This window comes from Kitasatospora sp. NPDC001175, from assembly GCF_053598215.1.
On sequence record NZ_JBSFJU010000027.1, the window covers coordinates 54,278 to 78,307 of the forward strand.

The window sequence follows — 24,030 nt, forward strand, 5'->3', positions numbered from 1 at the left end:
CCGCCGCCGAGGCGGCCGGGAATGCGGCCGGTGCCGACGGAGGTTGGCGTCGGTGTGACTACTGCGACGCCTGCGACCCGACTCTCAGTGCAGGACCGCTCCCGCACCAGACAGGGGCAGGACGCTTCGCAGGCGCTGCGGGACACGGTGGCCTTCGCACAGTTGGCGGAGCGGCTGGGCTACCACCGGTTCTGGGTGTCGGAGCACCATGGCGTGCCCGGGGTGGCCGGCTCCGCGCCCACGGTACTGGCCGCCGCGGTGGCGGCGCGGACGAGCCGGATCCGGGTCGGCACCGGCGGTGTGATGCTCCCCAACCACCGACCGATGGTGGTGGCCGAGCAGTTCGGGGTGCTCTCCTCGCTCTTCCCCGGCGGATCGACATGGGCCTCGGCCGTTCGGTGGGGTTCACCGACGGCGTGCGGCGGGCGCTGGGCCGGGGCAAGGACGCCGCCGACGCCTTCGCGGGCCAACTGGCCGAGCTGCTGGGCTATTTCGACGGATCGCAGGGCGTCCACCCCGACGTCCACGCCCGGCCGGCCGAGGGCCTGCGGGTCCCGGCCTTCGTCCTGGCCACCGGCGCCGGTGCCGACATCGCCGCCGACGCCGGGCTTCCGCTGGTCATCGGCGCGCTCCGCGGGGAGGACGAGATGCTGGCCGCCGTCGACCGCTACCGGACCCGGTTCCGTCCGTCCGCGCAGGGCGCGGAGCCGTACGTCGTGCTGTCGGGCAACGTGGCGGTCGCCGGGACGGCCGCCGAGGCCAGGAAACTGCTGGTCTCCGAGGCCTGGTCGAGCGCGTACGCCCGTACCCACGGGGAGTTCCCGCCGCTCACCCCGGAGCCGGAGGTCCTGGCCCGGGAGATGAGCCCTCGGGAGCGCGCCGCCTACGAGCGGGCACTCCACGGGCACGTGGCCGGCACGCCGCAGGAGGCCGCGGTCGCCCTCGGCACCCTGATGGCGCGCGCCGGAGCCGACGAGTTCCTGGTCACGACCCACGCCTACGACCGGGCGGCGCTGCTCGACTCGTACCGGCTGCTCGCCGAGGCGATGGGCCTCGCACCCAGCCCGATCGCACGGTGATTCCGGATTTGCCCTCCGACACCCCGGTTCGACTGCCGGCCGCCGATAGCCATGCTTGACAGATAGGTAAGGCTTGCCTAAGTTCTGCAGGCATGTTCCGTCACCACGCCGACTCGACCGGCCCTTCACCCCGCTCGGACAACCGAAGGACGGCCGTGCTGCCCATTGATCCGCAGGCCGACATCGGACGCCGCGCGTGGGTGGCCTGCCCGAGCTGTGACGACGCCCGCGACTGCGCTCCGTGCCGGGAGCAGCTCACCTGCGGCGAGCATTGGCGCTATCTCCTCTCCAACACCGGCAGCCTCCTCCACCTGCAGTGCCCGGCCTGCACCCACGTCTGGGACCACGAGACCGGCTTCGGCGCGACCCGACACCACTCCGCCTGAACCCGCCCCGTCTCCGCCCGCGGGAGAGAGCGCCGCGGCACCCCTCGCCGTGGCCGAAAACCGCCCCTCTCCGTCCATGGCCGGAAACAACCGGTCGGCGAGTCCGTTGTCCACCTACGCGGTCAACCACCGCGTGACAGCGCCGGACCCGGCCGACCGTAGCCACGGCGGCCGTCGAAGACCCGGCTCTCGACCCGATCGGGAGGACACCCCTGTGATCGTTGTGAGCGCAGCGACCGGCAACATCGGACGCCACCTCGTCGACCTGCTTCTCGCCGAGGGCGCGCCCGTCCGCGCCCTGACCCGCGATCCCGAGCGCGCCGGGCTGCCCGCCGCCGCCGAGACCGTCCGGGCCGACCTGACCGACCCCGCGTCCCTGGAGACGGCGCTGGCAGGCGCCGAGGCGCTCTGGCTCAACCTCGCAGCCGGCGGCAGCCAGGCGGCGCTCCAAGTCGTCGATGCCGCCGTCAAGGCGGGGGTGCGCCGGATCGTCCTCAACTCCTCGCTGTCGGTGACCGACACCACCGCCGACGACGAGGGCTTCATCTCCCGGATGCACGCCTCGGTGGAGCGCGCGATCCAGGCATCCGGGGTGGAGTGGACCTTCGTCCGCGGCGGCATGTACGCCACCAACGCGCTGCAGTGGGCCCCGGGCATCAAGGCCGAGAGCGTGGTGCGCGGGCCGTTCCCGGAGGCGGTCGCCGCCCCCGTCCACGAGGCTGACCTCGCCGCTGTCTCCGCCCGCGCCCTGCTGGACCGAAGCGGTGCACTGCTCGGCACCGCTCCCTACGTCACCGGGCCCGAGGCGGTGACCGTGGCCGAGCAGGCCGCCGCGATCGGCCGCGCCATCGGCCGGGAGGTCCGCTTCGAGACCATCACGGTGGAGGCGGCCGCCGACGCGATGGCCTCCGACAGCTTCCCCAAGGAGGTCGCTCTCCAGCTCCTCGGCTACTTCGGCGCCTCGGTCGGCACCGACCCCCAGCGCACCGACGAGGTGCAGCGCATCACCGGACGCCCGGCCCGGACCTTCGAGGAGTGGGCCGCCGACCACGCGGACGACTTCCGCTGACGGGTTCAGGGCGCTGAGTCCGGGATCTGCGGGTTGCGGGCATGGGCGGGTGCGGGCGGCCCGAACGGGGTGGTGTCGTCGGTGCTGACCGCGACGCCGCCCGGGGCCGCCGCCGCGCTGACCTGGTCAGTGCCCGTCGGCGTTGCCGTCGGCATCGGCGTGCCCGGCGCGGCGATTTGCCAACGGCCCCGCCGGTCGGACCGTCGGACAGCCGGCTCCCGGCTTCGGTCGGGGTCGGTGGGTCCGGCCCGGACGGCGGCCCGGCGGCCTGCCCGGTGTCCGGGGGCGCCGTGGCGGCGGCGGGGAGCGGCTGGTCGGCGGCGACGGCCCGGAACACGGCGGAGGCGGCGGCGGCCGGGCCGAGCCGGTCGGGGTCGTCCGGGTCGATGGCCTGCGGGACGCCGCGATCCGCCACCGCCGCACCCCGCCGGCCGACCGCTGGTGCCCGCGATCCTCGACACTGGCATGGCCGGCCCCGTTCCGGAGGCCGAGGCCGTCGGATGACGCCGGGTCCGGCGGGTGGGCAGGCCGAGGGGCCGTACGCCTTCGTCGCTTCATGGTGGGAGGCGCCCCCCATCGGCGGAGCGCGGCGTCCACGGCGTCGTCGGCGCACCTCAGCCCGTCGCGCCCGTGCGCAGGAGGTCCCCGGCCCGGGCGGCCAGGCCGTCGGCGTCGCAGCGGGTGGCCAGCTCCAGTCCCTGAGCCAGGGCGGTACGGGCGGCTGGAGCGGTGCCCAGCGCCTCACCGAGGTCGACCAGGGCGATCGCGTGCTCGTAGCGGGCGGGAGACCGCTCCAGGTGCCGGACAGCCTCCGCGAGCAGCTCAGCCGCGTGTGGCCGGTCGTGTACCGCCGCGCAGAGCCGTAGAGCGCTGCCGATGGCCGAGTCCGTCCCGGACTGCCGGGCCCGGCGAACGGCCTCCTCGGCGAGGTTGCGGGCCCGGTCCGGCTGGTCGGGGGCGACCGCCCGCGCCAGGTGCCCGAGCCACGGCGCCCACACCGTGTTGCGCCACCCGCGCGCGTCCAGGGCCGCGCCAGCGGCGGTCAGCGTCGCGGCCGCGCCGGGCGCGTCGCCCCGGGCCAGCAGTAGGCGGCCGTACAGCGTGGGGGCGTCGGGCAGCACCATCACCGTCGGGTACGGCGGGCCGAAGGCGTGCGTGCGCGCGAGCTCCAAGGCCTCGGCGAGCCGACCGCGCGCGGCCAGGGTCTCGGCCAGCGCCCCGACCGCGTCCCAGTGCAGCGGGACGCCCGGACCAATCCGTTCGGCGATGCGCAGAGCCCGGCCCAGGTAGTCCTCCGCCTCCGCCAGGGCACCGCAGCGGAACCGGAGCATTCCGGTCAGCAGGTAGGCGAAGCCGAGGTGGCCGCCGCTCCACCCGGCGACTTCGTACGCGCGGACCGCCTCGGTGAACAGCTCGTCCGCCCGGTCAACCCGGTCGGCGTAGAGGTAGCTGATGCCGAGGATCCCGGGCAGCTCGAAGCCCCAAGTGGTGTTGGTCCAGCCGAGGCTGCGGGGCAGTCGGCCGTCCGGGAGTGCAGACTCGGCCAGGGCGATCACCTCCTCGCGGTCCGCGCCGCGCAGCGTGAGGTCCCAGCAGCGCAGCACGGCCACCGCATGGGCCAGGCCGTCACGTTCGAACACGGCCTCGTCCGGAGTCGGCTCGCTGACCGTGCCGGTGTCGGTACGGGCCAGGCCGATCGTGCCGAACATCCGGTCGAACTCCGCGAGCCGCCGGGAGCGGCCCGGGCCGTCCTCGTCCTCGGACTGGAACGCGGCGAACATGAGGTGAGCGACCTCCAGGCGCAGGCGTCCGGGTCCGGGCCGGGTGCGAGCGGCCTCCTCGACACAGACCGCGGCGGCCTCGCCGAGCCGATTGCTGTGGGCGAGGGCCTGCGCGAGTCGGAAGGTCGCGTCCACCCTGAGCTCGGGGCCCAGCCCGTACGGGTCCGCGAGCGCCAGGCGCAGCTGGTTGACCGTGGTCACCGGGTCGGTGAGCAACGCCGAGCAGCCGAGTTCGTAGAGCACCGCGGCCCGGTCCTCGTCGGCGGGCGGCTCGCTGATGGCGCGGCGCAGGCAGCGCTGGGCCGCCCCGGGCGCGCCGATGGCCAGGTGCTCGCGGGCGGCCCGGCGCAGCTTGCCGACGATCTCGCCGTCCCCCTCGGGCAGGGTCTCCAGCAGGTGCCGGGATGCGGTCAGCAGGCCGAGGCCGGCGTTCTCGGTCTCGACGGCGGCGACTCCGTGCATCCCGGTCCGGGTGGCGGGCGGCATCGACTGGTAGACCGAGGTGGCGATCAGCGGGTGGACGAACTCCAGCCTGCCTCCCGGCGTGCCGGTCAGCACCCCGTGTCGGCGCAGTTCCCGGATCGACTGGGCGGCGGTCTCCGGACCCTGGGCGCAGATGACGGCGGCGAGGTCCGGGCGGATGTCGGTGCCCAGCATGGACGCGGCCCAAGCAAATCGCAGCGTGGTCGGGCCGAGCTTGTCCAGCCAGAGCCGGAGTGTCATCCCCCGTGCACTGGAGGCGAGTTCGCGCAGTTGTCCGGTGCTCTCCTCCACCGGATCGAGCCGATGGTCGAGCACCTCGCGCAGCAGGGCGGTGGTCTCGTACGGGTTCCCGGCGGTGACCGCCCAGACGTGACGGCAGAAGGCGTCCTCCGCCTGCGTGCCCAGGGCCGCACGGACCAGGTGCGCGACCGATGCCGGCTGGAGCGGCCGCAGTTCGTGCCGCCGGTCGGCCCTGCCGACGAGGCCGCGCTGCAGCGTCAGGGCGTCGTCGCGGAACTCGTCGCGGCAGGCGAGCACGAGCAGGGCCGGCAGCTCCCGCGCGCGTACCGCGAAGCCCGCCAGCCAGCCGAGCGACTCCGGATCGGCCCAGTGCAGGTCGTCGACGACCACGGCTACCGGCGAGCGCCGCTGCACGAGGCGGGTGAGCACGAAGTCCAGCCCGTCCCGCACCCCCTGCGGGTCGAGCTGCCCTCCAGGCGGCAGCAGCCCCACCGCCGGACCGACGATGTCCTCCCAGGGCCCGAAGACCTGCGCCCGCTCCTCGTCGGACAGGGCCGCCAGCACCGGCTGCACCAGCTGGCGCACCACGCAGAACGGCTCATGGCGCTGCCGCTCCCCGCCCCGGGCGAACAGCACCGTGCAACCCGCGCGTTTCGCCTGCCGCCGCACCTCGGTCAGCACCGCGGTCTTACCCAGCCCGGCCGCGCCGGTGTAGACCAGCAGCTCCCCGATCCCGGCACCGGCGTGCCGGGTGAGCGCCTCGACCGCCTGCCCGGCTGACTGGATCTCGGCCTCGCGCTCGTGCAGCGGGCAGCCGCCCTGGCCGGCCCCGCCGTCACCCCCGGCCTCGGGCTCCCCTTCGAACACCGTCGCCTCCAATTCGCCGTTCCACAGCCGTCGTTACCGAGGCTGAGGCTACTGCTGAACGGACAACTCGGCTGCGGGCTTGACAATCCGCCCGGTCGGAGGCCAGGCGGCTGCGGTCGAACGAAGTCTGCATCCTCTCCTCCTTGCGCCTGCGCGGGCTCAGAGGCTCTCGGCGCTCTCGCGGGGGCCTGGCAGTGGGTGGAATCGTCGGCGGTTGCAACGCAGCCGTCCCGCCCCGGGGGTGGCGATGTTCAGAGTCCTCTGTCCGATCGGAACGAGATCCACCTCGGGCCGGTCTGCCGGGTCTGACGAGGGACTCTTGATCGATGGTTCGTGGTGGTACGCAGGCATGGACCGGATCCTCCGGGAGGACCGCGATTGGGCGCGGCCGTCGAATGACAGTACGTTCGACCGGCGTCGTCATCCACGCAGACGTCGACTCCGCCGACGGCGTCGGACGTGCTCACCACCCCTGCGAAGTCCACCATCGCGAAGTGGTCGACGAGTATCCCGGTGAGCAGCTGGACCGCGGCCACCGTGCAGCCGGAGCACCCACCACGCCCGCGCAGCGCCGTCAGCCGGTCAGGCCGTCGGGCGCGGCCGCCAGTGCCGCCTGGACGGCGGCCACCAGCCGGCGGGCGGACTCGGCGGTGAGCTCCACCGCGACCCGTGCCGAGGGCCCCTTGGCGGGGTCGGCGAAGTCGATGTTCAGGGTGTGCTCGGCCATGGCGTGCACGGGATGGTCGAAGTACACCGTCACGTCGGAGACGTGGAACCAGGGGCCGCCGGGCCCCTTGGCGCTGCCGTCGACCTCGTCCCTGACCGTGGCGTAGGTGCACATGGGCTCAGCCTCCCAGGTGCCGGCGGAAGAAGGCGCTGATCCGTTCCCAACCGTCGTTGGCCGCGGCCACGTTGTAGGAGGGGCGGTCCACCGCGAAGAAGGCGTGGCCCGCACCCTGGTAGCTGTGGAACTCGAAGTCCTTGCCGTGGGCGGTCAGAATCCGCTCCAGCTCCGCGACCTGCTCCGGACCGGGGAACGTGTCCTCGGTGCCGAACAGGCCGAGCAACGGTGTGCGCAGCTGCGGCAGTTGGTCGACCAGGTTGGTCACCTGCAGCGGAAAGCCCTCGGGTGGGGTGCCGGTGACGAACGCTCCGTAGCAGTCCACCGCGGCGTTCAGGTCCAGGTTGCAGGCCGCCAGCACCGCCTGCCGCCCGCCCGAGCAGTAACCGATCACCCCGACGCGGCGGTTTGAGCTCGGCAGCGCTTGCAGGAACGCGGCGGCGCCGGCCACGTCCCCGAGCAGTCGCTCGTCCGAGACTCCGCCCGCGGCCCGGGCGACGGCGGCCGCGTCGTCGGGTGCGGCTCCGGGGGCCTCGCGGAAGTACAGGTTCGGGCAGACCGCGTCATGGCCCAGCTCCGCGAAGCGGCGGACGATCTCCTTGGTCGCCCGGTCGTAGCCGGGCATGTGGTGGATGACCACGACGCCACCGCGTCGCTGATCACCGTCCGGGCGGGCCAGATACGCCTCGATCTCGTCACCGCCGTGACCGGTGATCCTGACGGTCTCGGCACTCAGGGAATCGTTCATGCCGCCAGCTATACCGCGCAGGGCCCACCTCCGTCCGGACCGGCGCGCTGCCGAACGGGCACCGGGGCGGGACGGGAGGGGTGCTGCACAGCCGCGGGGAGCGCCAGCATCTAGCCGGGTGTCCGGGTCGTCGGCCGCTGCCCCACCCGGTTCGGGCCGGCGGGTCGCCGAGGAGTGGCGGAGCGGCCGGGCCGGGCGCACACTGGGACGTGGAGCTGATCAGCACTGTCATCACAGACACGCGGGCGAAGCCCGGCCGAGGCAGTTCCTGCGTAAAGGCGCCGTAGAAACGAACGGGCTCCGTGTCGACGGAGGCCCGGGCCGCTGACAGCGGCGGATCGACGGATCCGAACACATTGCTCCGCTGTGGCGGAGCACCCCCGAGGCCCGGCTGTCACCGGGCCTCCCCCGTGCCCGGACGCGGGGTGACCGGCCCGCCGACGCCGGCCTCGCCCGGTTGGCCCTGCCCGCCTTTCGGTCTCGGCCGACGGCCGTTCCGGATGACCCGGACGGGTGAATCGTCGGCTGGGCCCGCCTCGGCCATGACCTCGGGCCCGCCACGCCGTTGAGCTGGCGCGACAACCACCCCGTTTGGGAGATCCGTTATGCGCCAACTCGCCGACGCCGTCACCACCGCAGGGATCATCACTGCCGTAGTCGCGGCGGTGTTCCTGCTCCTGCTGATCGGCGGGCTCGCCCGTACCGCCGCCCGCGCCGAGCGGATCGCCGCCGCACACCGTGCGGAACGCGCCCGCGAGCCCGGCAGCGCGCATCCGACCCCGGAGGACGGCGAGGCGGGCTGAACGTCGCAGCCGGGCGCGCCGACGCGTCACCCCCGCCCGCGGAGGCGATCAGTCCCGTCCGGGCAGGCGCCCCGGCTCCTCGTGGGGCGCGGTGCAGCCGTCCGGGAGGCCGCCGGATACCGGGGCAGGACCGGCCGGTCCGGTTATCAGGACGCCGACGGCTTCGGCGAGCTTGGTCAGGGGCTGCCGCTGCTCGCGCCGCACACTGCGGTCCTCGCCGCCGTGTCCGGCCGTCGCGCCGAGCGCGCGGGTGGCCGCGGCCTCCCTCCGGAGCCGCTCGACCTCAGCCTCCAGTGCTTCCAGGCGTGCTCGCAGGTCATGTGTCTCGCTCATGTGATCCATTGTCCAGGTCGGCTCCACCGGTACCGATCCATGAGGCTTCGCCGCCCTCACGGCTGGGACCCGTCGAGCCTTTGACAGGCGCTCAGGACGGGCGTACCTGGGAGTGCCAGCACGGGCCCGGACGCACGGGCCCGGCCGCGCGGGGCTGGTCGGCTACCCGAAGAGCGCGGGCGGCGCACGCCCACTCCCGCCCGCCCCTGAACTCCGCGGCGCGAACATCGAGTTCACACCGCGAAAAGGGAGTCGTCCCAGCGCTATTGGAAGTCGGCTATCCGGGTATCAGCAATCCGGACGAGGTAGGCGCCTGGGTCGAATCCACCGACAATCTGTTCTGTTTCCGCACGAGTTACCGAGCGAATCACCACCGGGGCAGTGGCGTTCACCGCTCCCTGCTCCCGACTTCAACGCGGCGCACCGCATAGCAGACCGGATCTCACCAGCCGGGCCACCGCGTTGGACAACAGCCCCGCCGCCCCGGCGGCGAGGTCTTCGACAGTTCCGACGACCTACCTGTTCTTCCGGTACGGATTCCTGCCGGTGGCCACGGCAGGACTTCTGCACCGATCGAGCACAGTGCATCTCCCCCGATCCCGTGCCGCACCTCCCCGCCGGGCCGTGACGCCAGGCCCGCCGGGCCGTGCCGGATTACCGGAAGACGGTCAACTCATCGGCGAGCAGCCGGAACCGACGATCGCCATCCCCCGATCCCCGAGCCCCAGGAGCAGTGAACATGGGCATCTACGGCCAGGACTGGTCGAGCTACCAGCCCGCCACCCCGGACACCAGCGGCCTCGCTTTCGCCTTCATCAAGGTGACCGAGGGTCTGACGTACACCAGCCCCGTGTGGACGGCGCAGCGGGACCACGCCCGTGCCGCCGGCCTCGTGCTCGGCTACTACCACTACCCCCACATGGCCAATCCGGTGCCGGCGGAGGCGACCCGCTTCCTCTCCACGGCCCAGCCGCAGGCCGGTGAGCTGGTCGTGCTGGACTGGGAGGGGTACGACAGCGCCAACTCCTCGGTGCCGAAGCCGGACCAGCTCGCGTACAAGGAGGCGTGGCTCCGGTACGTCAAGCAGCGGCTGCCGCACAATCCGGTCGGCATGTACTGCAACAAGGACTACTGGCAGCACGTCGACACCACCAGCTACTTCGCCGACTTCCTCTGGATAGCCACCTCCGGCCGGCCGGCCGGACAGCCCGGCATCCAGGCCGCCTGGCTCTTCCACCAGTACTCGGACTCCGGCGGCGTGGACCAGGACTACTGCCACCTGGACAGCGCGGACGCGCTGCGCGCCTGGGCCGCATCGTTCCAGCCCACCCCGACGCCGGACCCCGGGCCGGCATGGCCGGGCGAGTACCTGCACCTGCAATCCCCGATGCAGCACGACGCCAGTGTGCGGATCTGGCAGCAGCGGATGGCCGATCGCGGCTGGCGCATCGCCGTCGACGGCTGGTACGGACCCGCTTCGGCGGCGGTCTGCCGTCAGTTCCAGAGCGAGAAGGGGCTCCAGGTCGACGGCATCGTCGGCCCGGCGACCTGGGACTGCGCCTTCCGCACCGACAACGTCACCTGACCGGCGCCGCCCGAACCGGGCGCACGGGCTGTGAACGCGCCCCCGCACCCACCCTTGGCCCGCTTCCGCGGCACCGCGGAAACGGGCCTCTCCATGCCGCAGCCACGCTCTCGACCGCCAATAAGCCGACCTTTCAAGTCGACCAAAAACCGCTTTGTGACCTTCATATCCATTCCCAATTGGCGATTTGATCTACGAATCCCAACATGTGAGACTGGGTCAGTCGGGCAGTTACCGAAAGGTAACTCGCTGCGCACATCGCCGTGCTGACACCCCGTTCGAGCGAGGGGCAGCCGATCGCCGTAACCGGGGATCACGCGGAGCGCAGTTCGAGCCGAGCGCCCGGCAAACGGCCCCGGGGATGACCGGCGGGCCTTCCGTTCCTACAGGAAGCATTGAAACGCGATGCGAAACCGTGGCGCCGACATGGCGATGCTGCGAACCGAGATCGAGGAACTCTGGGAGCGGCGGGACGAGATCCCGCTGCACTCCGCGGAGGTGGTCGCCGCCGTCGACGCGGCGATCGATCTGCTGGACACCGGCCGGGCGCGGGTTGCCGAGCTCGTGGACGGCGAGGTCGTGGTGCACGAGTGGCTGAAGTCCGCGATCCTCCTGCTGTACAAGCAGGCCAAGCCCGTGGAGACGCAGTTCGGCCCGTTCGAGTGCGCCGACAAGATCCCGCTGAAGTCCGGAACAAGCGGCTCCGGTGTCCAGGTGTCGCCGGGTGCCGTGATCCGGCGCGGCAGCTACCAGGAGCCCGGAGTCGTCGTGATGCCGAGTCACATCGGCATCGGCTCCTACGTCGGCGAAGGCACGCTGGTGGACTCGTGGGTCGGCATCGGCTCCTGCGCCCAGATCGGCAGGAACGTCCACCTGTCCGGCGGGGTCGGGCTGGGCGGCATGATCGAACCGCCCATGGCCAAGCCGGTCGTGATCGAGGACGACGCCTTCATCGGCGCCCGGTCGATGATCTACAGCGGCGCCCGGGTCGGCGAGGGCGCGCTGCTGGGCGCCGGAGCGCTGCTGACCGACACGATCCCCGTCATCGACGCCGCCACCGGGGAGGAGCTCAGCCGGGGCGTCGTCCCGCCGTGGACGGTCGCGGTTCCCGCCAGCCGTCCGCGCGAGTTCACCGGCGGCACGTTCGGCCTGCCCTGCCTTCTGGTGATCAAGCACCTGAAGAAGGGCGAGCGCCACGACAAGGCCAAGCTCAACGACGTGGTGCGCACCCAGCCGCCGGTGCTCTGACCGCCGCACCGTCCGCCTCCCGTCACCAGCCGATCCTTCGAGGAGTCATCTCCCTTGTCCGCCAACGGAATCGTTCCGGTACTCAACCGCCACCCCGAGCTCAGGGACCTGGCGTCCCGGCTCACGGCCTTCCTGGACATCCATCTGCCCCAGCCGCTCTGCGAAGACGACCCGCGGCCCGACTGGCTCGCCCTGCGGAAGCTGGCCTGCGACGCCGGACTGACCGGCATCGACCTCGCTCCGCCGGACGGGCCGGGTGCGGCCGGACGGGTGGCCCAGGGGGTGGCCATGTTCCTCGCCGGCCGGCGGGACTGCGACGCCCGCGAGGTCTTCAGCACCGGCCATGCCGCCATGGCCCTGAACTACGGGTCGCCCGAGCTCGTCCGGCACACCCGTGAACAGGTGGTCAGCCGGGGGAAGCTGGCGGGCGTCGCGTCCAGCGAGCCGCAGTCGGGATCGGACCTGCGCGGCTTCACCACCCTCCTCGTCGACCACGGCGACCACTTCGTGCTGTCGGGTACCAAGGGTCTGATCAGCAGGGTCGAGGAGGCCTACGGCTTCGTCGTCTTCTGCAAGCTCGTCGGCCGGGAGGAGGCCGGCACGGTCGACCTCCGTGAGGTGCCGCTGTCGGCGGTGTGGGTACCGGCCGACACCAAGGGCGTCCTGACCGAGACCACCGACCCGCTGGGTATGCGGGGATGGAGCTTCGGGCACCTGCACTTCGTCGACGCCCGGCTGGACAAGGACCTCCTGCTCGGGGCCACCGGCGACGGACGCCGGATCTTCGACGCCCACTTCTCCGCCTGGCGGCTGATGATGTCGCTGGTCTGCCTCGGCACCGCGTCGGCGGCGATCGAGGAGTCGGCTGCCCGCACCCGGCGGCGCAGCGTGGGCCGGATGCCGCTGGCCGCCATCCCCTCCGTCGCCGCGCGGATGGGCACGGCCGCCGCCGAGGTCGAGGCCGCCACCTCCTGGTGCTTCTCGCTGCTGGAGCGCATCGACCAGGGTGACATCGACGCCGCCGCCTGCTCGGCCGCCAAGGCACTGGCCACCGACGTCGCCTACCGTGCCGTGGACCTCGCCCTCCAACTGCACGGCAGTGAGGGGTACACCCGGCACACGCCGATGGAGAAGCGGCTGCGGGACATCCGCGGGCTGCGCATCGCCGACGGTCCCAACGACACGCTCTACAGCGTGCTGGCCCACTCCCTGCTGACCGGCGCTCCGCAGGCCGAGAGCCCGCAGGCCGAGGACGTCCGGCTCCTCGCCCGTCACTGACGGCCAGCCGAGCCCGCGATCGGCCCCGGGTCGTCGAACGCCCTCGAAGGGCACCACGCCCCGACGGCCCGGGCCGACCGCCAACTCCCGTACCGGAACCGCCAGGTGACGGCGACAGCCGCACCGCGCCGACAAGGAATCACCCATGCCCACCGCCACTCGCCCCTTGCTCACCGAAGTGGAGCAGATCCTCGCCGACCTGGACTCCTGTCCCGATCGGGAGGCCCTTGCCCACCGAGGGCGCACCGTCACCGCCGGTGAACTGCGCGACCTCACCTACCGCATGGCCCGGGCCATGCGCGCCCAGGGCATCGACCGCGGCCACACCGTCACCCTGCTGACCGGGAACCTGCCCGAGGCCATCGCCGCGCGCTACGCGGCCAACCTCGTCGGCTGCCGGGTGAACCAGCTCTACAACCGGCTGTCGGCCGACACCCAGGCCGTCATGGTCCGCGACGTCGAGACCCATGCGCTGATCGTCGATCCCCGGCACGCCGACCGGGCCGCGGAGCTCACCGGCCTGGTCCCGGTCGAGAGCGTCCTGGTGCTGGGCCCAGCGAGCGTGGGCAAGGACCTGCTGGCGCTGGCGGCCGACCAGCCGGCCGACACCTTCCCCTGCCGGGCCCGGCCGCAGGACATCCGCTCCATCCGGCACTCCGGCGGTACCACCGGCCACTCCAAGGGGATCTGCGTCAGCTACGGCCAGGTCCGCCCGTTCGGGCCGGAGTTGTCCGGCAGCCCCGAGGAGCCGCTCCGGCTGCTGGTGTGCACCACCATCGCGCACGCCGCCGGACAGATGACCGACAAGGTCCTGCGGGCTGGCGGCAGTGCGGTACTACTGGACGGGTTCGAACCGGCCGCCGTACTCGAGGCGATCGAACGCGAGCGCATCACCGACCTGTTCCTGATGCCCCCGCTGATCTACCAGCTGACCGACCATCCGCGGTCCGAGCACACCGACACCTCCAGTCTGCGCCGGCTCAGCTACGGCGGCTGCCAGGCGTCGCCGGCCCGGATCACCGACGCGCTGCGGCGGTTCGGACCGGTGCTGGTCCAGCTCTACGGACAGCACGAGGCGGGCATCATCAGCGTCCTCGCCGCCGAGGACCACGATCCGAGCCGGCCGGAGCGCCTGCGGTCCGTCGGCAGGCCGGCACCCGGCTACCGGGTGGCGATCCGTGACGAGTCCGGCCGGGACCTTCCCCCCGGTGAGCACGGCGAGATCTGCGTGCACTCCGACACCCTGATGCAGGGCTACTGGAAGCAGCCCGAGCTGACCGCCTCGGTCCTCAGGGACGGCTGGCTGCACAGCGGCGACATCGGGTTCCTGGACGACGAGGGCTACCTGACCATCGTCGACCGGTTGAAGGACCTGATCAACACGGGTGGCGGCCACGTGTACACCTCCGAACTGGAGGACCTTCTCAACTCCCACCCCCTGGTGCGGCAGAGCGCCGTGTTCGGAGTCCCGGACGCGGACCGGGTGGAGCGGGTGCACGCCGTCGTCGTGCCGGTACCGGGCAACCGGATCGACCCGGACGAGTTGTGCGCGATGGTCCGCGAGCGGCGTGGTGCGACGCACGAGCCGTACCGCGTCACCTTCGCCGAGGCGCTGCCGCTGACCGACGCCGGCAAGCCGGACAAGAAGCTGCTGCGGGCGGCGGCGGAGCGGCTCCGGGAGACCGCCGGGGAGTAGCGCCCGCGCTCGCGGCCGGTTCGTCCCGCACCGCTCCCGCCTTCCCGGGATCCGCCACGCCGTGCCCGTGGGAGTCGGCCGGCGCCCGTGGGCGCGGCATGTCATCACACGTTGGTCAGCGGGAGCAGCCCGCGTTCGCCGAAGACCTTCTTGGCCACGAGCGTGGCGTTGATCGCCCGCGGCATGCCGCAGTACACGGCCGAGTGCAGCAGCGCCTCGGTGATCTCCGTCGGAGCCAGGCCGACGTTCAGCGCGGCGTTGATGTGCACATCCAGCTCGATCTCGCAGCCGCCGAGTGCCGCCAGCACGCCGAGGGTAACCAACTGGCGCTCCCGGGGCTGGAGTTCAGGCCGGGCGTACATGTCGCCGAACGCCCACGCGACGACCTGGTGGCCCAGCTCGGGCGAGGTGTCGGCGAGCGTGTCGACGACCCGTCGGCCGGCCTCGCCGTCGACCTGCTCCAGCACCTTCAGGCCGTGTGCGTAGCGCTCTTCACGAGTCATGGTGTCCCTCCCGGGTCCGTGGGTCGAGCGGCTTCTCCGCTCGCCCGTGTGGTGATCATCGTGGCCCGGCGGCCGGCCGTTCTGCCCACGAGGCATCGTGATCTATGCTTTCCATGCTCTGGAGGTATGGATGGATCTGCGCATACTCGGCTACCTCGTCGCGATCAACGAGGAAGGGAGCATCAGCGCGGCAGCCCGCCGCCTGCATCTCACCCAGCCGACCCTGACCCGCCAACTACGCGACCTCGAACGGCGGTTGGGGGTGGTGCTGTTCACCCGAGAGGGGCGTGGTCTGACTCCCACGTCGGCGGGCCGGGTCCTGGCCCAGCGCGCCCGCACGGTGCTGGCCGAGGCGCAGGCCGCGCTCGACGACGTCCAGCTGGCGGCGCAGGGCCTGACGGGCCGACTGACCGTCACCTTCGCCGGCTCCGGCATCAACGGACCCCTGGGCGAGGCGCTGGGGCGCCTCCGCCGGGAACTGCCGCGCGTCGATCTCCGCCTGGAGGAGAGCTTCAACGACGCCGAGATGTCCGACGGCGTACTCGACGGCCGCTACGACATCGCCGTCCAGCGCCTACCACGGCGCGACAGCCGGCTGGCGACGGCCGCCTGGTGGCGGGAGCCGCTGACCCTCTTCATGCCCGCCGCCCATCCACTGGCCCACGCGGCCGGCCCGGCGCCCCTCGACTCACTTGGCCGGATCCCGCTCGTGCTCTGGCCGCGCGAGGTCTCGCCCCACTCCTACGACGAGATCATCGCCCTGTGCCGGCAGGCCGGGGTCACCCCCAGGATCGGGGCGGAGGGCAGGAGCGTCCAGACCCTGCTCGCCCTGGTCGCGGCCGGGTTCGGCGCAGCCGTGCTCACCGACTCGCACCGCGCGCTGCGCCGGGTCAAAGTCGCGGCCCGGCCGCTGGCCGACACCTCCACCACCCTCTACCTGGTCTGGCGTGCGGAGGACGACAGCCCGCTCCTCGAACGCTTCCGCACGATCCTCTCCGACAGCGGCCGAGCCGACCCTCCGACCCAACCGCCCTCCGCGGCACCTTGACGACCATGGTGGACTCCGGTCGACCGGTCCGCCCGGGCGGCACCGCGTCCTACGGCGCGCCGAACCACCGGACGAGCGCGGCCGCGAGTGCTTCCCCGCTCGCCGCCGGGTCGTCCGAGAGATCACTCGCCCAGGCGGTGAAGCCGTCCGGACGCACGAGCAGCCCCCGCAGCTGGGGCCGGTCCGGGCACGCCGCGGTGACGGTGTCGACCCTGCCGTCGTACTTCCCGGCCGATGCCCGGAGGGCGTCGTCCTCGATGAGGTCGAACAGCACGGCCCGGCCGCCGTGGAGATGGTCGGCGAGCCTGCTGCCGTCGGCCAGCAGGAGGTCCGGCGCGCTTCGGCCGACCAACGGATGGTCCCCGGGAAGCCCGTAGCCCTGCCATACGCCGGAGATCTGCTTGACGACATAGGTGGTCCCGGCGACCGTCCCGGTGAGGTCGGTGACGACCCCGCGCAGGGCCCGGATGTGCGGGGACGGCCGCATCAACGCGACCTGCGCCCTGGTCCAGTCGAGGACCCAGGCCCCGATGGGATGCCGTTCCGCCGTGTACGAGTCGAGCAGCTGCTCGGACGCCCGGCCGCCGACCACCGCGGCGAGCTTCCAGCCGAGGTTCATCGCGTCGCCGATGCCCAGGTTCAGTCCCTGACCGCCGAACGGCGAGTGCACATGGGCGGCGTCGCCCGCCAGCAGCACCCGGCCCCGGCGGTACTCGGTCGCCTGGCGGGCGTTGTCAGTGAACCGCGTCGCGGTCCGCACTCCGGTGATCGTGACGTCCACGCCCGAGACGCGGCGCAGGCTCCGCTGCAGTTCCTCGGCGGTGACCGGCGCGTCCCGGTCGGCGGGCGGCCCGTCGAACTCGACGGTCAGGATGCGGCCGGGGATCGGGCCGTGCACGTAGACGCCGGTGTCCGTCCAGTTCCACCCCGGGATCAGCGCTTCGGCGCCCGTCATCTCGACCACCGCCTGATGGCCCGTGATCTGCGGATCGGTGCCCGGGAAGGCGAAGCCGGCGAGCCGGCGGACCGTGCTGCGGCCGCCGTCACACCCCACCAGCCAGCCGGCCCGGATGCTCTCGCGGCGCCGCTCACCGTCCTCCGCCGCGTCGACGGTGTGGACCGTCACTCCTTCGGCGTCCTCGTCGAAGCCGGTGACCTCGACCCCGCGCCGCAGTTCGACACCGAGCTTCGCCGCATGCTCACCGAGGATGCGCTCGACCTCCTGCTGCGGCACCATGGTGACTCCGGCGACGGCGGGCCCGAGGTCGGCGAAGTCGGGCTCCGCCGGGTCTATCCGATCGGCGCTCAGCATGATCCCGGCGAAGTGTCCCGCGACCTTGTGAGGCGAGCGTTCGGGTCGGCTCTTCCCCTGGTTCCGCTCTCCGAACGCCTTGAACTGCTCCAGCGTCCGCTGCTGTGACTCGGTCAGCGCGGGCAGCAGCCCGCGCCGGTAGAAGGCTTCGGCGGTCGGGGTGTTGATCCCGCCCGCCTTGATCGTCGGATCGACCGACGATCGGCGCTCGAGAACCACCACACGTGCCCCACCCAGCGTCAACTCGCCGGCGAGCATCAGTCCTACCGGACCGCCCCCGGCCACCACCACGTCGTAGTCCAGGCCCCTGCCTGTGCTCGGCTTCATGCGAATGACTATAGTCACTAAAACTTTATGGCCACTACACTTTTCTCCATGCCAGCTGGAACTGCCGCCGGAGGCGGCCACACCGAGCTCACCCTGCGCGAGCGCAAGAAGCGGGAGACCCGGAAGCGGATCTCCGATGCGGCGACGCCCCTGATCGCCGTGCGCGGCTTCGACAACGTCACGGTCACCGAGATCGCCGAGGCCGCCGGTGTGTCCGCGATGACGGTCTTCAACCACTTCCCCCGCAAGGAGGATCTCTTCCTCGACCGCATCCCCGAGGCCGTGGAGCTGTTCTCGTCCGCCGTCCTGAACCGCCCGGACGACGAGACGCCGCTCGCCGCGCTACGCCGGCTGGCACTCGAACTACTGGATCAGCGAAGCCCGCTGGCCGGAGTCGGTGACACCTTTCCGCCCTTCTGGCGGGTCGTGATCGGGTCACCCGCACTGCGGGCGCGGGCCCGCGAGGGCGTCGAGGAGATCGAACACGCGCTGGAGGAGGCGATCCGCCGGACCACCGGCCCAGGCGAGGCCGATCCGGCCATCACGGCGGCCCTCACCGTCGCCGCCTACCGGAGCGTCTACCTCACCACGGCCCGGCGCCTGCTCGCCGGTGAGCGGGCGGACGACCTGGCGGAGGAGCACCGCCTCCGAGTGCACCAGGCGTTCGACGCCGTGGAACGCGGGCTGCTCGCCCCCTGAGCAATCACCGCCCACTGCCCGGGGCGGCCCCGCACCCGGCCGTACGGGGCCGCCACCCCGTACGGCCGGCCACACTCCGATCTCACCCCAGGTGGGCTCGCCGAAGAGGCCGCCCGGCTTGGACGTACCCAACTGGCTTGATTCTCCGTCGTGATGACGCGATATCAGGACATAGCGTTCCCTCCGTACCCCTACTTTCGGAGGTTCGCCATGCGAAGGCGCATCATCACCGGCGCGCTTGCCGCCGCCTGTCTGGTCGTACCGTTCCAAGCCCAGGCGATGGCCCAACCAGCGTCGATCCGGCCGCAGTTAGCGGCCGCACTCTGGGACAAGTGCGAAGCCGCGCTGGACTCACCGCACGAATCGCACACCAATCCGGACGTCATCAACGTCCACGCCGACATCAAGGGCTGCAAGCAGAAGATGCCCGAGTACTCGATCTCTGTCACCCTCTACAAGGACGGCAGCCAGGTCGCGCACGACACCGGGTCCGGCAAGAACAAGTTCAAGGCGCGCGTCGTGGCCAACTGGCCGCCGCCGAAGGGGCAGTGCCACGACTACTCGGCCAGCGCGACGTTCACGATCACCGCTGAGGGGAAGGCGCACACCACTACGGTGACCAACCACAGCCAGGGCAAGATCTGTATCAAGTAAGGGCGTACCGTGACTCGGCCGGCCGGAGTGCGGCCCGGCCGTCCGCGTCCACCGTCGAGGCGAGCAGCATGAACCGATACACCGTCTTCCTCGCGGTCACCGACCGCACCTCCCGGCCCGATCCGGCCTTCGCTCTCACGGCACTCGCCGTGGACGCCGAACGCCTCGGCGAGGCCGAGGAACGCGCGGCGTCCGCGCTCGCCGATTTGGCACCCGACTCCGCCTGGCTCGACCTGGCACCGTCCGTCCGACGGGAGACGGTGGCCCGAGTGCGCTCCGTGCCCCATCACGCGGTGGACCACACCGAGCACGACCGCCTCCCCGCGTGCTCCGCATCCCCCCTGCGCGACTGCCTTCGGAGCCTGGCCGTCGACAGTGCCTTCGCCGAGGTGGCCGCGCACCCGCACACCGTCTATCTCACCGGCGGGTACCCGATCGGGGCGCTGTCGGCAGCTCCTCTCGTCGCCGACGCCCAGGCCGTGCATCCCGATGCCGAGACGAGTTACCCGGGGCTCGCCCGCCTCGTCACCCTGCTCGCGACGGCCGCGGCACCCTCGGTCGACGCCGCCGTCCCCGACGAGGAGGACCTGTACGACGCCTTCGACCGGTACACCCTCGGCGGCCTGGGCTGAACGCCCGCACCGCAGCAGTCCAGCCCAGCCGGTCACGCCGCCGCGGCTGCCCGATGCCGGCGGGGGCCGTAAGAGGAGCTGAATCCCCGTGCGGTCCGGCGCAGGTTCCCGGAGCACGCCGCCGCGTGCCCTCGGGCACCGCGGTCCCGGTGTACGCCGGGCAGCCGCACCCTCCGGCAGCCGGGCCGGCCGCCGTCTCGGCGCCCGTATCGGACCCCCTGCGCACGGCGCGGCCGGGGGCGGCCCCACCCGCCCCCGGCCCTGCCTTCCGTCCCGGGCGGCCCCCACAGCCGGCCGGGCGGGCCCGCGCCCCCACAGCGCGGGAGTGTTGCGGCCGAAGTGGCCGTCATGTCGGTGGTGAAGGACGTCGCTCCCGGTCGCGGTCGTACCGCGGCACCCGGCGACCGCCAGTACGAGCGGCGGGTGCGCCGGGCCCGTGACGGGCTCCGAGGTCCCCAGCTGGACGGGTGCGCTACAGCTGCGGCACGAGCGGCCGGTCAGCCGTACGTACCGTCCTGTCGGCTCGACGGTGCTCGGTCTTCTGCTGCCACGTTCGGACATGAGAGGCTCCCTCTCCAGTGGTCGGAAGTCGGGCCGTGAGCCGTCTCGCTCGCCGCCCGCCTGGGAATATCCTCGGGTATCCGGGACACCCCGACCAGGGACCGTCGGCCCCACTCCCCGGTGCCACCGGTCCCGTCTCCGAGGCGCCGAGAGTCCCAACCGACGCCTGCTCCCGGGAGGTGCGCCGCAGCGGTACGACCGACCCAGGTGTACGGCCATCCCATCAGACGAGAGCAGCCGAAATCCGACACCGCACCACCACCGCCACCGCCTGTGCCGGTAACCGCGCCGCCGCCGGAGCCGAGCTCGGTACGACTGTTGCCAGTGCGGCACCGATTCGTCACCGCACCGCCTGTCAACGCGACTTCCGGACATCGGGTCACACGAACCGACTACAGCACCGGACACACCCGGACGGAACTTCTCGGGCCCGGGCACCGGGCCTCCGTCTCCCCGTCATACGCGGTCCGGATCCGGCTTGACCCAAACCGTGCCGGGTGCGCCCGGTCCGACCCGGTTAGGGCCCGTGGCCGGACATTGTCCCGCCTCCGTATCAAAGCCGCTTCACACGGTGACCTGGGGCCGCTCAGGTGGTTGGATCATGGTGTGACCGATCCCGAACATCCCTGCCGCCCGTCCGCCACCCGTGCCGACTGGGCCCTCGTCCACCCGATGCTCACCGTCCTCAACCAGGCCGGTATCCCCATCCGCAGCGGCGACCTCGACCAGCTCAAGCTCGCCGCCGGCCTCGGGCCCGAGTTCGCCCAGGCCTTCACCCGCTGGATCCGCGAGGCCCACGCCACGGCCGCGGCCGCGCCGGTTCCGGCGGCACCGGCCCGCCCGGTCCACGCGGTCGTCCCGTCGCCGGTGGCCGAGCTTCCCGTCCCCGCCCGGCCGCGCCGCGCCCAGGAGCGCCACGCCTCCTGACCGCTGGTCAGCGCAGAGGACGGCGAGTGCCGTTCAGGAGGCGGTTGGCGGTACGGCCAGGTCGGCGAGGTACCCGACCGCCGCGTCGACCGTCGCGGGACTGTTGGCCCAGGCGGTGTGGCCGTCGCCCTCCCAGCGGAGCAGCCTGCTGCCGGGCAGGGCGCGCCGGACGGACTCGGCGAAGGCCGGCGGGGTGGCCACGTCGTGCGCGCCGGAGAGCAGCAGCACCGGTGGGAAGTCTGCGGGCACCCGCCAGCCGTGCGGGGTCCAGCGCGACTGGCCTGGCCAGCCCGCACAGCCACTCGCAATGTCCCAGAACTCGGAGTAGCCGCGCAGGGTCGGCGCCGCCTCGCGTACCCGGCGGGCGAGCTCCGGGAGCGCCGCCTCGGCACCGGCCGGAACTGGGACGTCCTGGCAGACGATCGAGCGATACGCCGGGTACTCGGGGTTCTGGGCGGGGGTGAGGGGGCCGAGTGGGGCGAGGCTCCCCGTCTCGGCCGTCCGGCGCAGCGCCGTGGCGAGCATGGGGTAGAACGCGGGCATCTGCAGGCCGCTGTTCACCGCCTGGGCGATCTCCTCGGCACGGGCCGGGCGCTCGCCGTCCTTTATTTCGCCGGCGTCGGCCCGGCGCAGCAGGGTGGGCAGGAAGGCGGAGACGTCCTGGCCGTGCAGTGCGCTCTCCGGGTGGCCGGCCGACCACTGCGCGAATCGGCTCACGCCGTCCTCGACGGCCGCGGCATCGAGGACGGCCATGCGCTGCCAGGGGAGCGCCCGGTCCACCACTCCGTCCACCACCATGGCCCGGACCCGCCCGGGGAACAGCTCGGCATAGCTCTGGGCCACCATCGAGCCGTAGGAGATCCCGAGGAAGCTGATCCGCCGCTCGCCCAGCGACGCGCGTACGGCGTCCATGTCCCTGGCGATGGTGCCGGTGTCCAGGTGTTCGACCAGGGGGCCGCCGGCCCGGGCGCACGCCGTCCCGAGCCGCCGGTTGCTGCGCACCAGGTCGGCGGCGGCCGCCCGGTCAGCGGGGAACCTGCTCACCGCGGGGTCGATCGGCATCCGGCAGTGGAGCGGCGGGTTGGTGCCGGTGCCGCGTGGGTCCACCGCGACGATGTCGAAGCGTTCGCGCAGCGCCGCCGGGAAGTACTGCTGCCGGGCCCGCCCGTCGAGCAGGTAGCCGACCTCGCCGTCCCCGGGGCCGCCGGGGTTGAAGAAGAGCGTGCCGACCCGGCGGCCCGGATCGGCGGCGGGCAGCCGGGCCACCCGCACCTCGGTCCGCTCCGGGCTGCCCGGCCTGGACCAGTCGAGCGGGAGGGAGATCGCACCGCACCGGACGGTGTCGGACTCGTCCGTCCCCGCGCAGCGCTCCCAGGTGATCCCTGGCGCCGTGGATGCCTTCCGCGCCGCCGCGGGCGCGGCCTGAGCCGTCGCGGACGGCGTGAGCAGCCCTACCGCCGCAAGGGCGCACAGCGCCGCGCGGGTCGTCTTCCGGTGTCGCATGGCCACCCCTGCCGGTCGTTCCGATGGACGGACCAGCACGGTATCCGGGTGCCGGCGAGCAGCGCATCGCTCTGCCGGGCCACTTCCCACGACCTGTTCTCCGACCCCAGGCTGGCCGACCGTCAGATTTCCGGCCGGTCACCTGTCCGAGAAGACCGCGCTCACGTAGAGGTCGGCGATGGTGTCGCCGAAGGCCGCGCTGTAGGAGACGTCGGCGGTGTCGCCACCCTGCTGGTAGCCGCCGATGACTCCGACGACGCTGCCGGTGGACTCACTCACCCAGGGGCCGCCGCTGGTCCCGCCGGTGTAGGCGGGGCAGTCGATCCGGCGTTGGTGGGCGGTGAAGGCGGTGGTCACATTGGTGCAGAGCAGGGGCAGTTCGGACCGGGCGGGGTAGCCGTAGAGTCGTACGGTCTCGTGGAGGCTCTCGTCGACACCCAGCGGGATCCCGCCGACCACGCTCTCGATCGGCCGGCCCTCACTGTCGGGCGCCACCCGGAGGAAGGCGAAGTCCTGGTCCTGGTTGGCGTTCTTGTGCCAGCCACTCGTCTCGAACACCTCGACGATCCGCCAGGCCCCGTACGGCGCCTTGCCGTTGCGGTACCCCGGGGCGAACACGACCCCGTCCGGCGAGGACACGCAGTGCGCCGCGGTGACCAGCAGATCCCCGGTGGGGCTGTCGATCACGGAGGCGGTGCAGAAGTGTTTGCCCGGTGCGACCGGCCCCGAGAAGAGCGGGCCGACCCGGTCGGCCTCCGCTCCGGGCGGGGCGGTCGAGGTGGTGGGCCCCGGAGCCGCGGACGCCGCCGCCTGCGTGCCGAGCGCGATCACTGCCGAGGCCAGCGCACAACCGATCCAACGAGCCTTCACGAGGGTCCTCCCCCCACCGGGGCCCGGTCCGTCGGGCCCGCTGCTGACAGAAAGCCTGCCATCCACGAGACCCGCCGCGCTCGGCGTGTGACCCGATCGGGCGGCGGTGGGCCGCGATCGGCCCTCGCCTCGCGGCCCCATCACACAGCACTGCCCCGACCGCGCCGGGAACGGCCGTGGTCGGGGCAGCGGCCGGCAGATGAAGTGTCACCTCGTCGGCGGGTCAGTCGATCCCGAGCTCACCCATCCGGCTCCAGCCGGTGGCGCCCTCGATGGTGGTGCTCACGATCTGCGGCGCCCGCTGGACCAACGGACGCATCGTCTCCATGGCGGCCCGGAAGTGATCGGAGTTCACATGCGCATCACCGGCGCCGTCCTTGAAGGCCTCGACGAGTACGTAGGTGTTCGACTCCTCGGCGCTGCGCGACCACTCGAACCAGAGGTTGCCCTCCTCCGCGCGGGTCGCCTGGGTGAAGGCCTCGACATGGGACAGCCAGGAGTCTGCGTATTCGGGCTTGACCGGGAATTTCACAACGATGAAGATCACGAGTCGAGTC

23 protein-coding genes and 1 pseudogene are annotated in these 24,030 nt (G+C 72.5%); 13 read left to right on the forward strand and 11 right to left on the reverse strand.

Going from position 1 to position 24,030, the window contains the following annotated elements:
• The first annotated feature begins 54 nt into the window (after positions 1-54).
• The 3 genes and pseudogenes from ACWDAK_RS20700 (at position 55) to ACWDAK_RS20710 (ending at position 2,534) form a co-directional block, all read left to right on the forward strand.
• Positions 55-1,079, forward strand: a pseudogene (locus ACWDAK_RS20700) (LLM class flavin-dependent oxidoreductase).
• A gap of 155 nt (positions 1,080-1,234) precedes the next feature.
• Positions 1,235-1,465: a hypothetical protein gene (locus ACWDAK_RS20705; RefSeq protein ID WP_344639559.1), complete on the forward strand. Its 231-nt coding sequence runs from the start codon at positions 1,235-1,237 to the stop codon at positions 1,463-1,465.
• A 214-nt stretch (positions 1,466-1,679) separates the two neighbouring features.
• Positions 1,680-2,534: an SDR family oxidoreductase gene (locus ACWDAK_RS20710; RefSeq protein WP_344639560.1), complete on the forward strand. Its 855-nt coding sequence runs from the start codon at positions 1,680-1,682 to the stop codon at positions 2,532-2,534.
• Positions 2,535-2,539: 5 nt separating this feature from the next.
• Here the strand turns inward: ACWDAK_RS20710 and ACWDAK_RS20715 are convergent, their stop codons facing one another.
• The 5 genes from ACWDAK_RS20715 to ACWDAK_RS20735 form a co-directional block, all read right to left on the reverse strand.
• Positions 2,540-2,689 carry a hypothetical protein gene (locus ACWDAK_RS20715; protein ID WP_427394509.1) on the reverse strand — a complete coding sequence of 50 codons (150 nt, stop codon included), beginning with the start codon at positions 2,687-2,689 and terminating at the stop codon, positions 2,540-2,542.
• A gap of 459 nt (positions 2,690-3,148) precedes the next feature.
• Positions 3,149-5,905, reverse strand: coding sequence for an ATP-binding protein (locus tag ACWDAK_RS20720; RefSeq protein WP_344639562.1), 2,757 nt, complete (start codon positions 5,903-5,905; stop codon positions 3,149-3,151).
• A gap of 251 nt (positions 5,906-6,156) precedes the next feature.
• Entirely contained in the window at positions 6,157-6,483 is a 327-nt protein-coding gene (locus tag ACWDAK_RS20725) for an LCP family glycopolymer transferase (protein WP_425557808.1), read from the reverse strand.
• Positions 6,480-6,746, reverse strand: a complete 267-nt coding sequence (locus tag ACWDAK_RS20730) for a DUF6295 family protein (RefSeq protein WP_344639563.1) — start codon at positions 6,744-6,746, stop codon at positions 6,480-6,482. The genes ACWDAK_RS20725 and ACWDAK_RS20730 overlap by 4 nt, the downstream gene beginning before the upstream one ends.
• A gap of 4 nt (positions 6,747-6,750) precedes the next feature.
• Positions 6,751-7,494 (reverse strand): dienelactone hydrolase family protein, encoded by a 744-nt coding sequence (locus tag ACWDAK_RS20735; protein ID WP_427394510.1) that lies wholly within the window; start codon positions 7,492-7,494, stop codon positions 6,751-6,753.
• 605 nt (positions 7,495-8,099) lie between these two features.
• Between ACWDAK_RS20735 and ACWDAK_RS20740 the strand changes: the two genes are divergently transcribed.
• A complete protein-coding gene (locus ACWDAK_RS20740; protein WP_344639565.1) occupies positions 8,100-8,297 on the forward strand; it encodes a hypothetical protein in 198 nt (65 codons plus the stop codon).
• Positions 8,298-8,345: 48 nt separating this feature from the next.
• Here ACWDAK_RS20740 and ACWDAK_RS20745 read toward each other — a convergent pair whose 3' ends face one another.
• A complete protein-coding gene (locus tag ACWDAK_RS20745; protein WP_427394511.1) occupies positions 8,346-8,630 on the reverse strand; it encodes a hypothetical protein in 285 nt (94 codons plus the stop codon).
• Between the two features lie 739 nt (positions 8,631-9,369).
• Between ACWDAK_RS20745 and ACWDAK_RS20750 the strand changes: the two genes are divergently transcribed.
• The 4 genes from ACWDAK_RS20750 (at position 9,370) to ACWDAK_RS20765 (ending at position 14,437) form a co-directional block, all read left to right on the forward strand.
• Positions 9,370-10,215, forward strand: coding sequence for a GH25 family lysozyme (locus ACWDAK_RS20750; RefSeq protein ID WP_344639567.1), 846 nt, complete (start codon positions 9,370-9,372; stop codon positions 10,213-10,215).
• 405 nt (positions 10,216-10,620) lie between these two features.
• Positions 10,621-11,463 (forward strand): 2,3,4,5-tetrahydropyridine-2,6-dicarboxylate N-succinyltransferase, encoded by an 843-nt coding sequence (locus ACWDAK_RS20755; protein WP_344639568.1) that lies wholly within the window; start codon positions 10,621-10,623, stop codon positions 11,461-11,463.
• 54 nt (positions 11,464-11,517) lie between these two features.
• Positions 11,518-12,741, forward strand: a complete 1,224-nt coding sequence (locus ACWDAK_RS20760) for an acyl-CoA dehydrogenase family protein (RefSeq protein WP_344639569.1) — start codon at positions 11,518-11,520, stop codon at positions 12,739-12,741.
• Positions 12,742-12,886: 145 nt separating this feature from the next.
• Positions 12,887-14,437: an AMP-binding protein gene (locus tag ACWDAK_RS20765; RefSeq protein ID WP_344639570.1), complete on the forward strand. Its 1,551-nt coding sequence runs from the start codon at positions 12,887-12,889 to the stop codon at positions 14,435-14,437.
• A gap of 104 nt (positions 14,438-14,541) precedes the next feature.
• Here the strand turns inward: ACWDAK_RS20765 and ACWDAK_RS20770 are convergent, their stop codons facing one another.
• Positions 14,542-14,940: a carboxymuconolactone decarboxylase family protein gene (locus ACWDAK_RS20770; RefSeq protein ID WP_344639571.1), complete on the reverse strand. Its 399-nt coding sequence runs from the start codon at positions 14,938-14,940 to the stop codon at positions 14,542-14,544.
• Between the two features lie 130 nt (positions 14,941-15,070).
• On the opposite strand from ACWDAK_RS20770, the gene ACWDAK_RS20775 reads away from it, so the two are divergent.
• Positions 15,071-15,988, forward strand: a complete 918-nt coding sequence (locus ACWDAK_RS20775; RefSeq protein WP_427394512.1) for a LysR family transcriptional regulator — start codon at positions 15,071-15,073, stop codon at positions 15,986-15,988.
• A 49-nt stretch (positions 15,989-16,037) separates the two neighbouring features.
• Here ACWDAK_RS20775 and ACWDAK_RS20780 read toward each other — a convergent pair whose 3' ends face one another.
• The gene (locus ACWDAK_RS20780) at positions 16,038-17,627 is read right to left on the reverse strand and encodes an FAD-dependent oxidoreductase (protein ID WP_344639573.1); all 1,590 of its coding nucleotides are present in this window, start codon (positions 17,625-17,627) and stop codon (positions 16,038-16,040) included.
• A gap of 48 nt (positions 17,628-17,675) precedes the next feature.
• Between ACWDAK_RS20780 and ACWDAK_RS20785 the strand changes: the two genes are divergently transcribed.
• The 4 genes from ACWDAK_RS20785 to ACWDAK_RS20800 all read left to right on the forward strand — a co-directional run bounded on the left by ACWDAK_RS20785 (position 17,676) and on the right by ACWDAK_RS20800 (position 21,100).
• Positions 17,676-18,326: a TetR/AcrR family transcriptional regulator gene (locus tag ACWDAK_RS20785; RefSeq protein ID WP_344639574.1), complete on the forward strand. Its 651-nt coding sequence runs from the start codon at positions 17,676-17,678 to the stop codon at positions 18,324-18,326.
• 210 nt (positions 18,327-18,536) lie between these two features.
• Positions 18,537-18,980: a hypothetical protein gene (locus tag ACWDAK_RS20790; RefSeq protein ID WP_344639575.1), complete on the forward strand. Its 444-nt coding sequence runs from the start codon at positions 18,537-18,539 to the stop codon at positions 18,978-18,980.
• A 68-nt stretch (positions 18,981-19,048) separates the two neighbouring features.
• Positions 19,049-19,612 carry a hypothetical protein gene (locus ACWDAK_RS20795; RefSeq protein ID WP_344639576.1) on the forward strand — a complete coding sequence of 188 codons (564 nt, stop codon included), beginning with the start codon at positions 19,049-19,051 and terminating at the stop codon, positions 19,610-19,612.
• Between the two features lie 1,167 nt (positions 19,613-20,779).
• Complete coding sequence (locus ACWDAK_RS20800; RefSeq protein ID WP_344639577.1) at positions 20,780-21,100, forward strand: hypothetical protein; 321 nt, start codon at positions 20,780-20,782, stop codon at positions 21,098-21,100.
• Positions 21,101-21,133: 33 nt separating this feature from the next.
• Here ACWDAK_RS20800 and ACWDAK_RS20805 read toward each other — a convergent pair whose 3' ends face one another.
• From ACWDAK_RS20805 to ACWDAK_RS20815, 3 genes are all read right to left on the reverse strand, one after another.
• A complete protein-coding gene (locus tag ACWDAK_RS20805) occupies positions 21,134-22,603 on the reverse strand; it encodes an alpha/beta hydrolase (protein WP_427394513.1) in 1,470 nt (489 codons plus the stop codon).
• Between the two features lie 138 nt (positions 22,604-22,741).
• Positions 22,742-23,473, reverse strand: coding sequence for a serine protease (locus tag ACWDAK_RS20810; RefSeq protein ID WP_344639579.1), 732 nt, complete (start codon positions 23,471-23,473; stop codon positions 22,742-22,744).
• Between the two features lie 223 nt (positions 23,474-23,696).
• Positions 23,697-24,020 (reverse strand): putative quinol monooxygenase, encoded by a 324-nt coding sequence (locus tag ACWDAK_RS20815; RefSeq protein ID WP_344639580.1) that lies wholly within the window; start codon positions 24,018-24,020, stop codon positions 23,697-23,699.
• Positions 24,021-24,030: the final 10 nt, after the last annotated feature.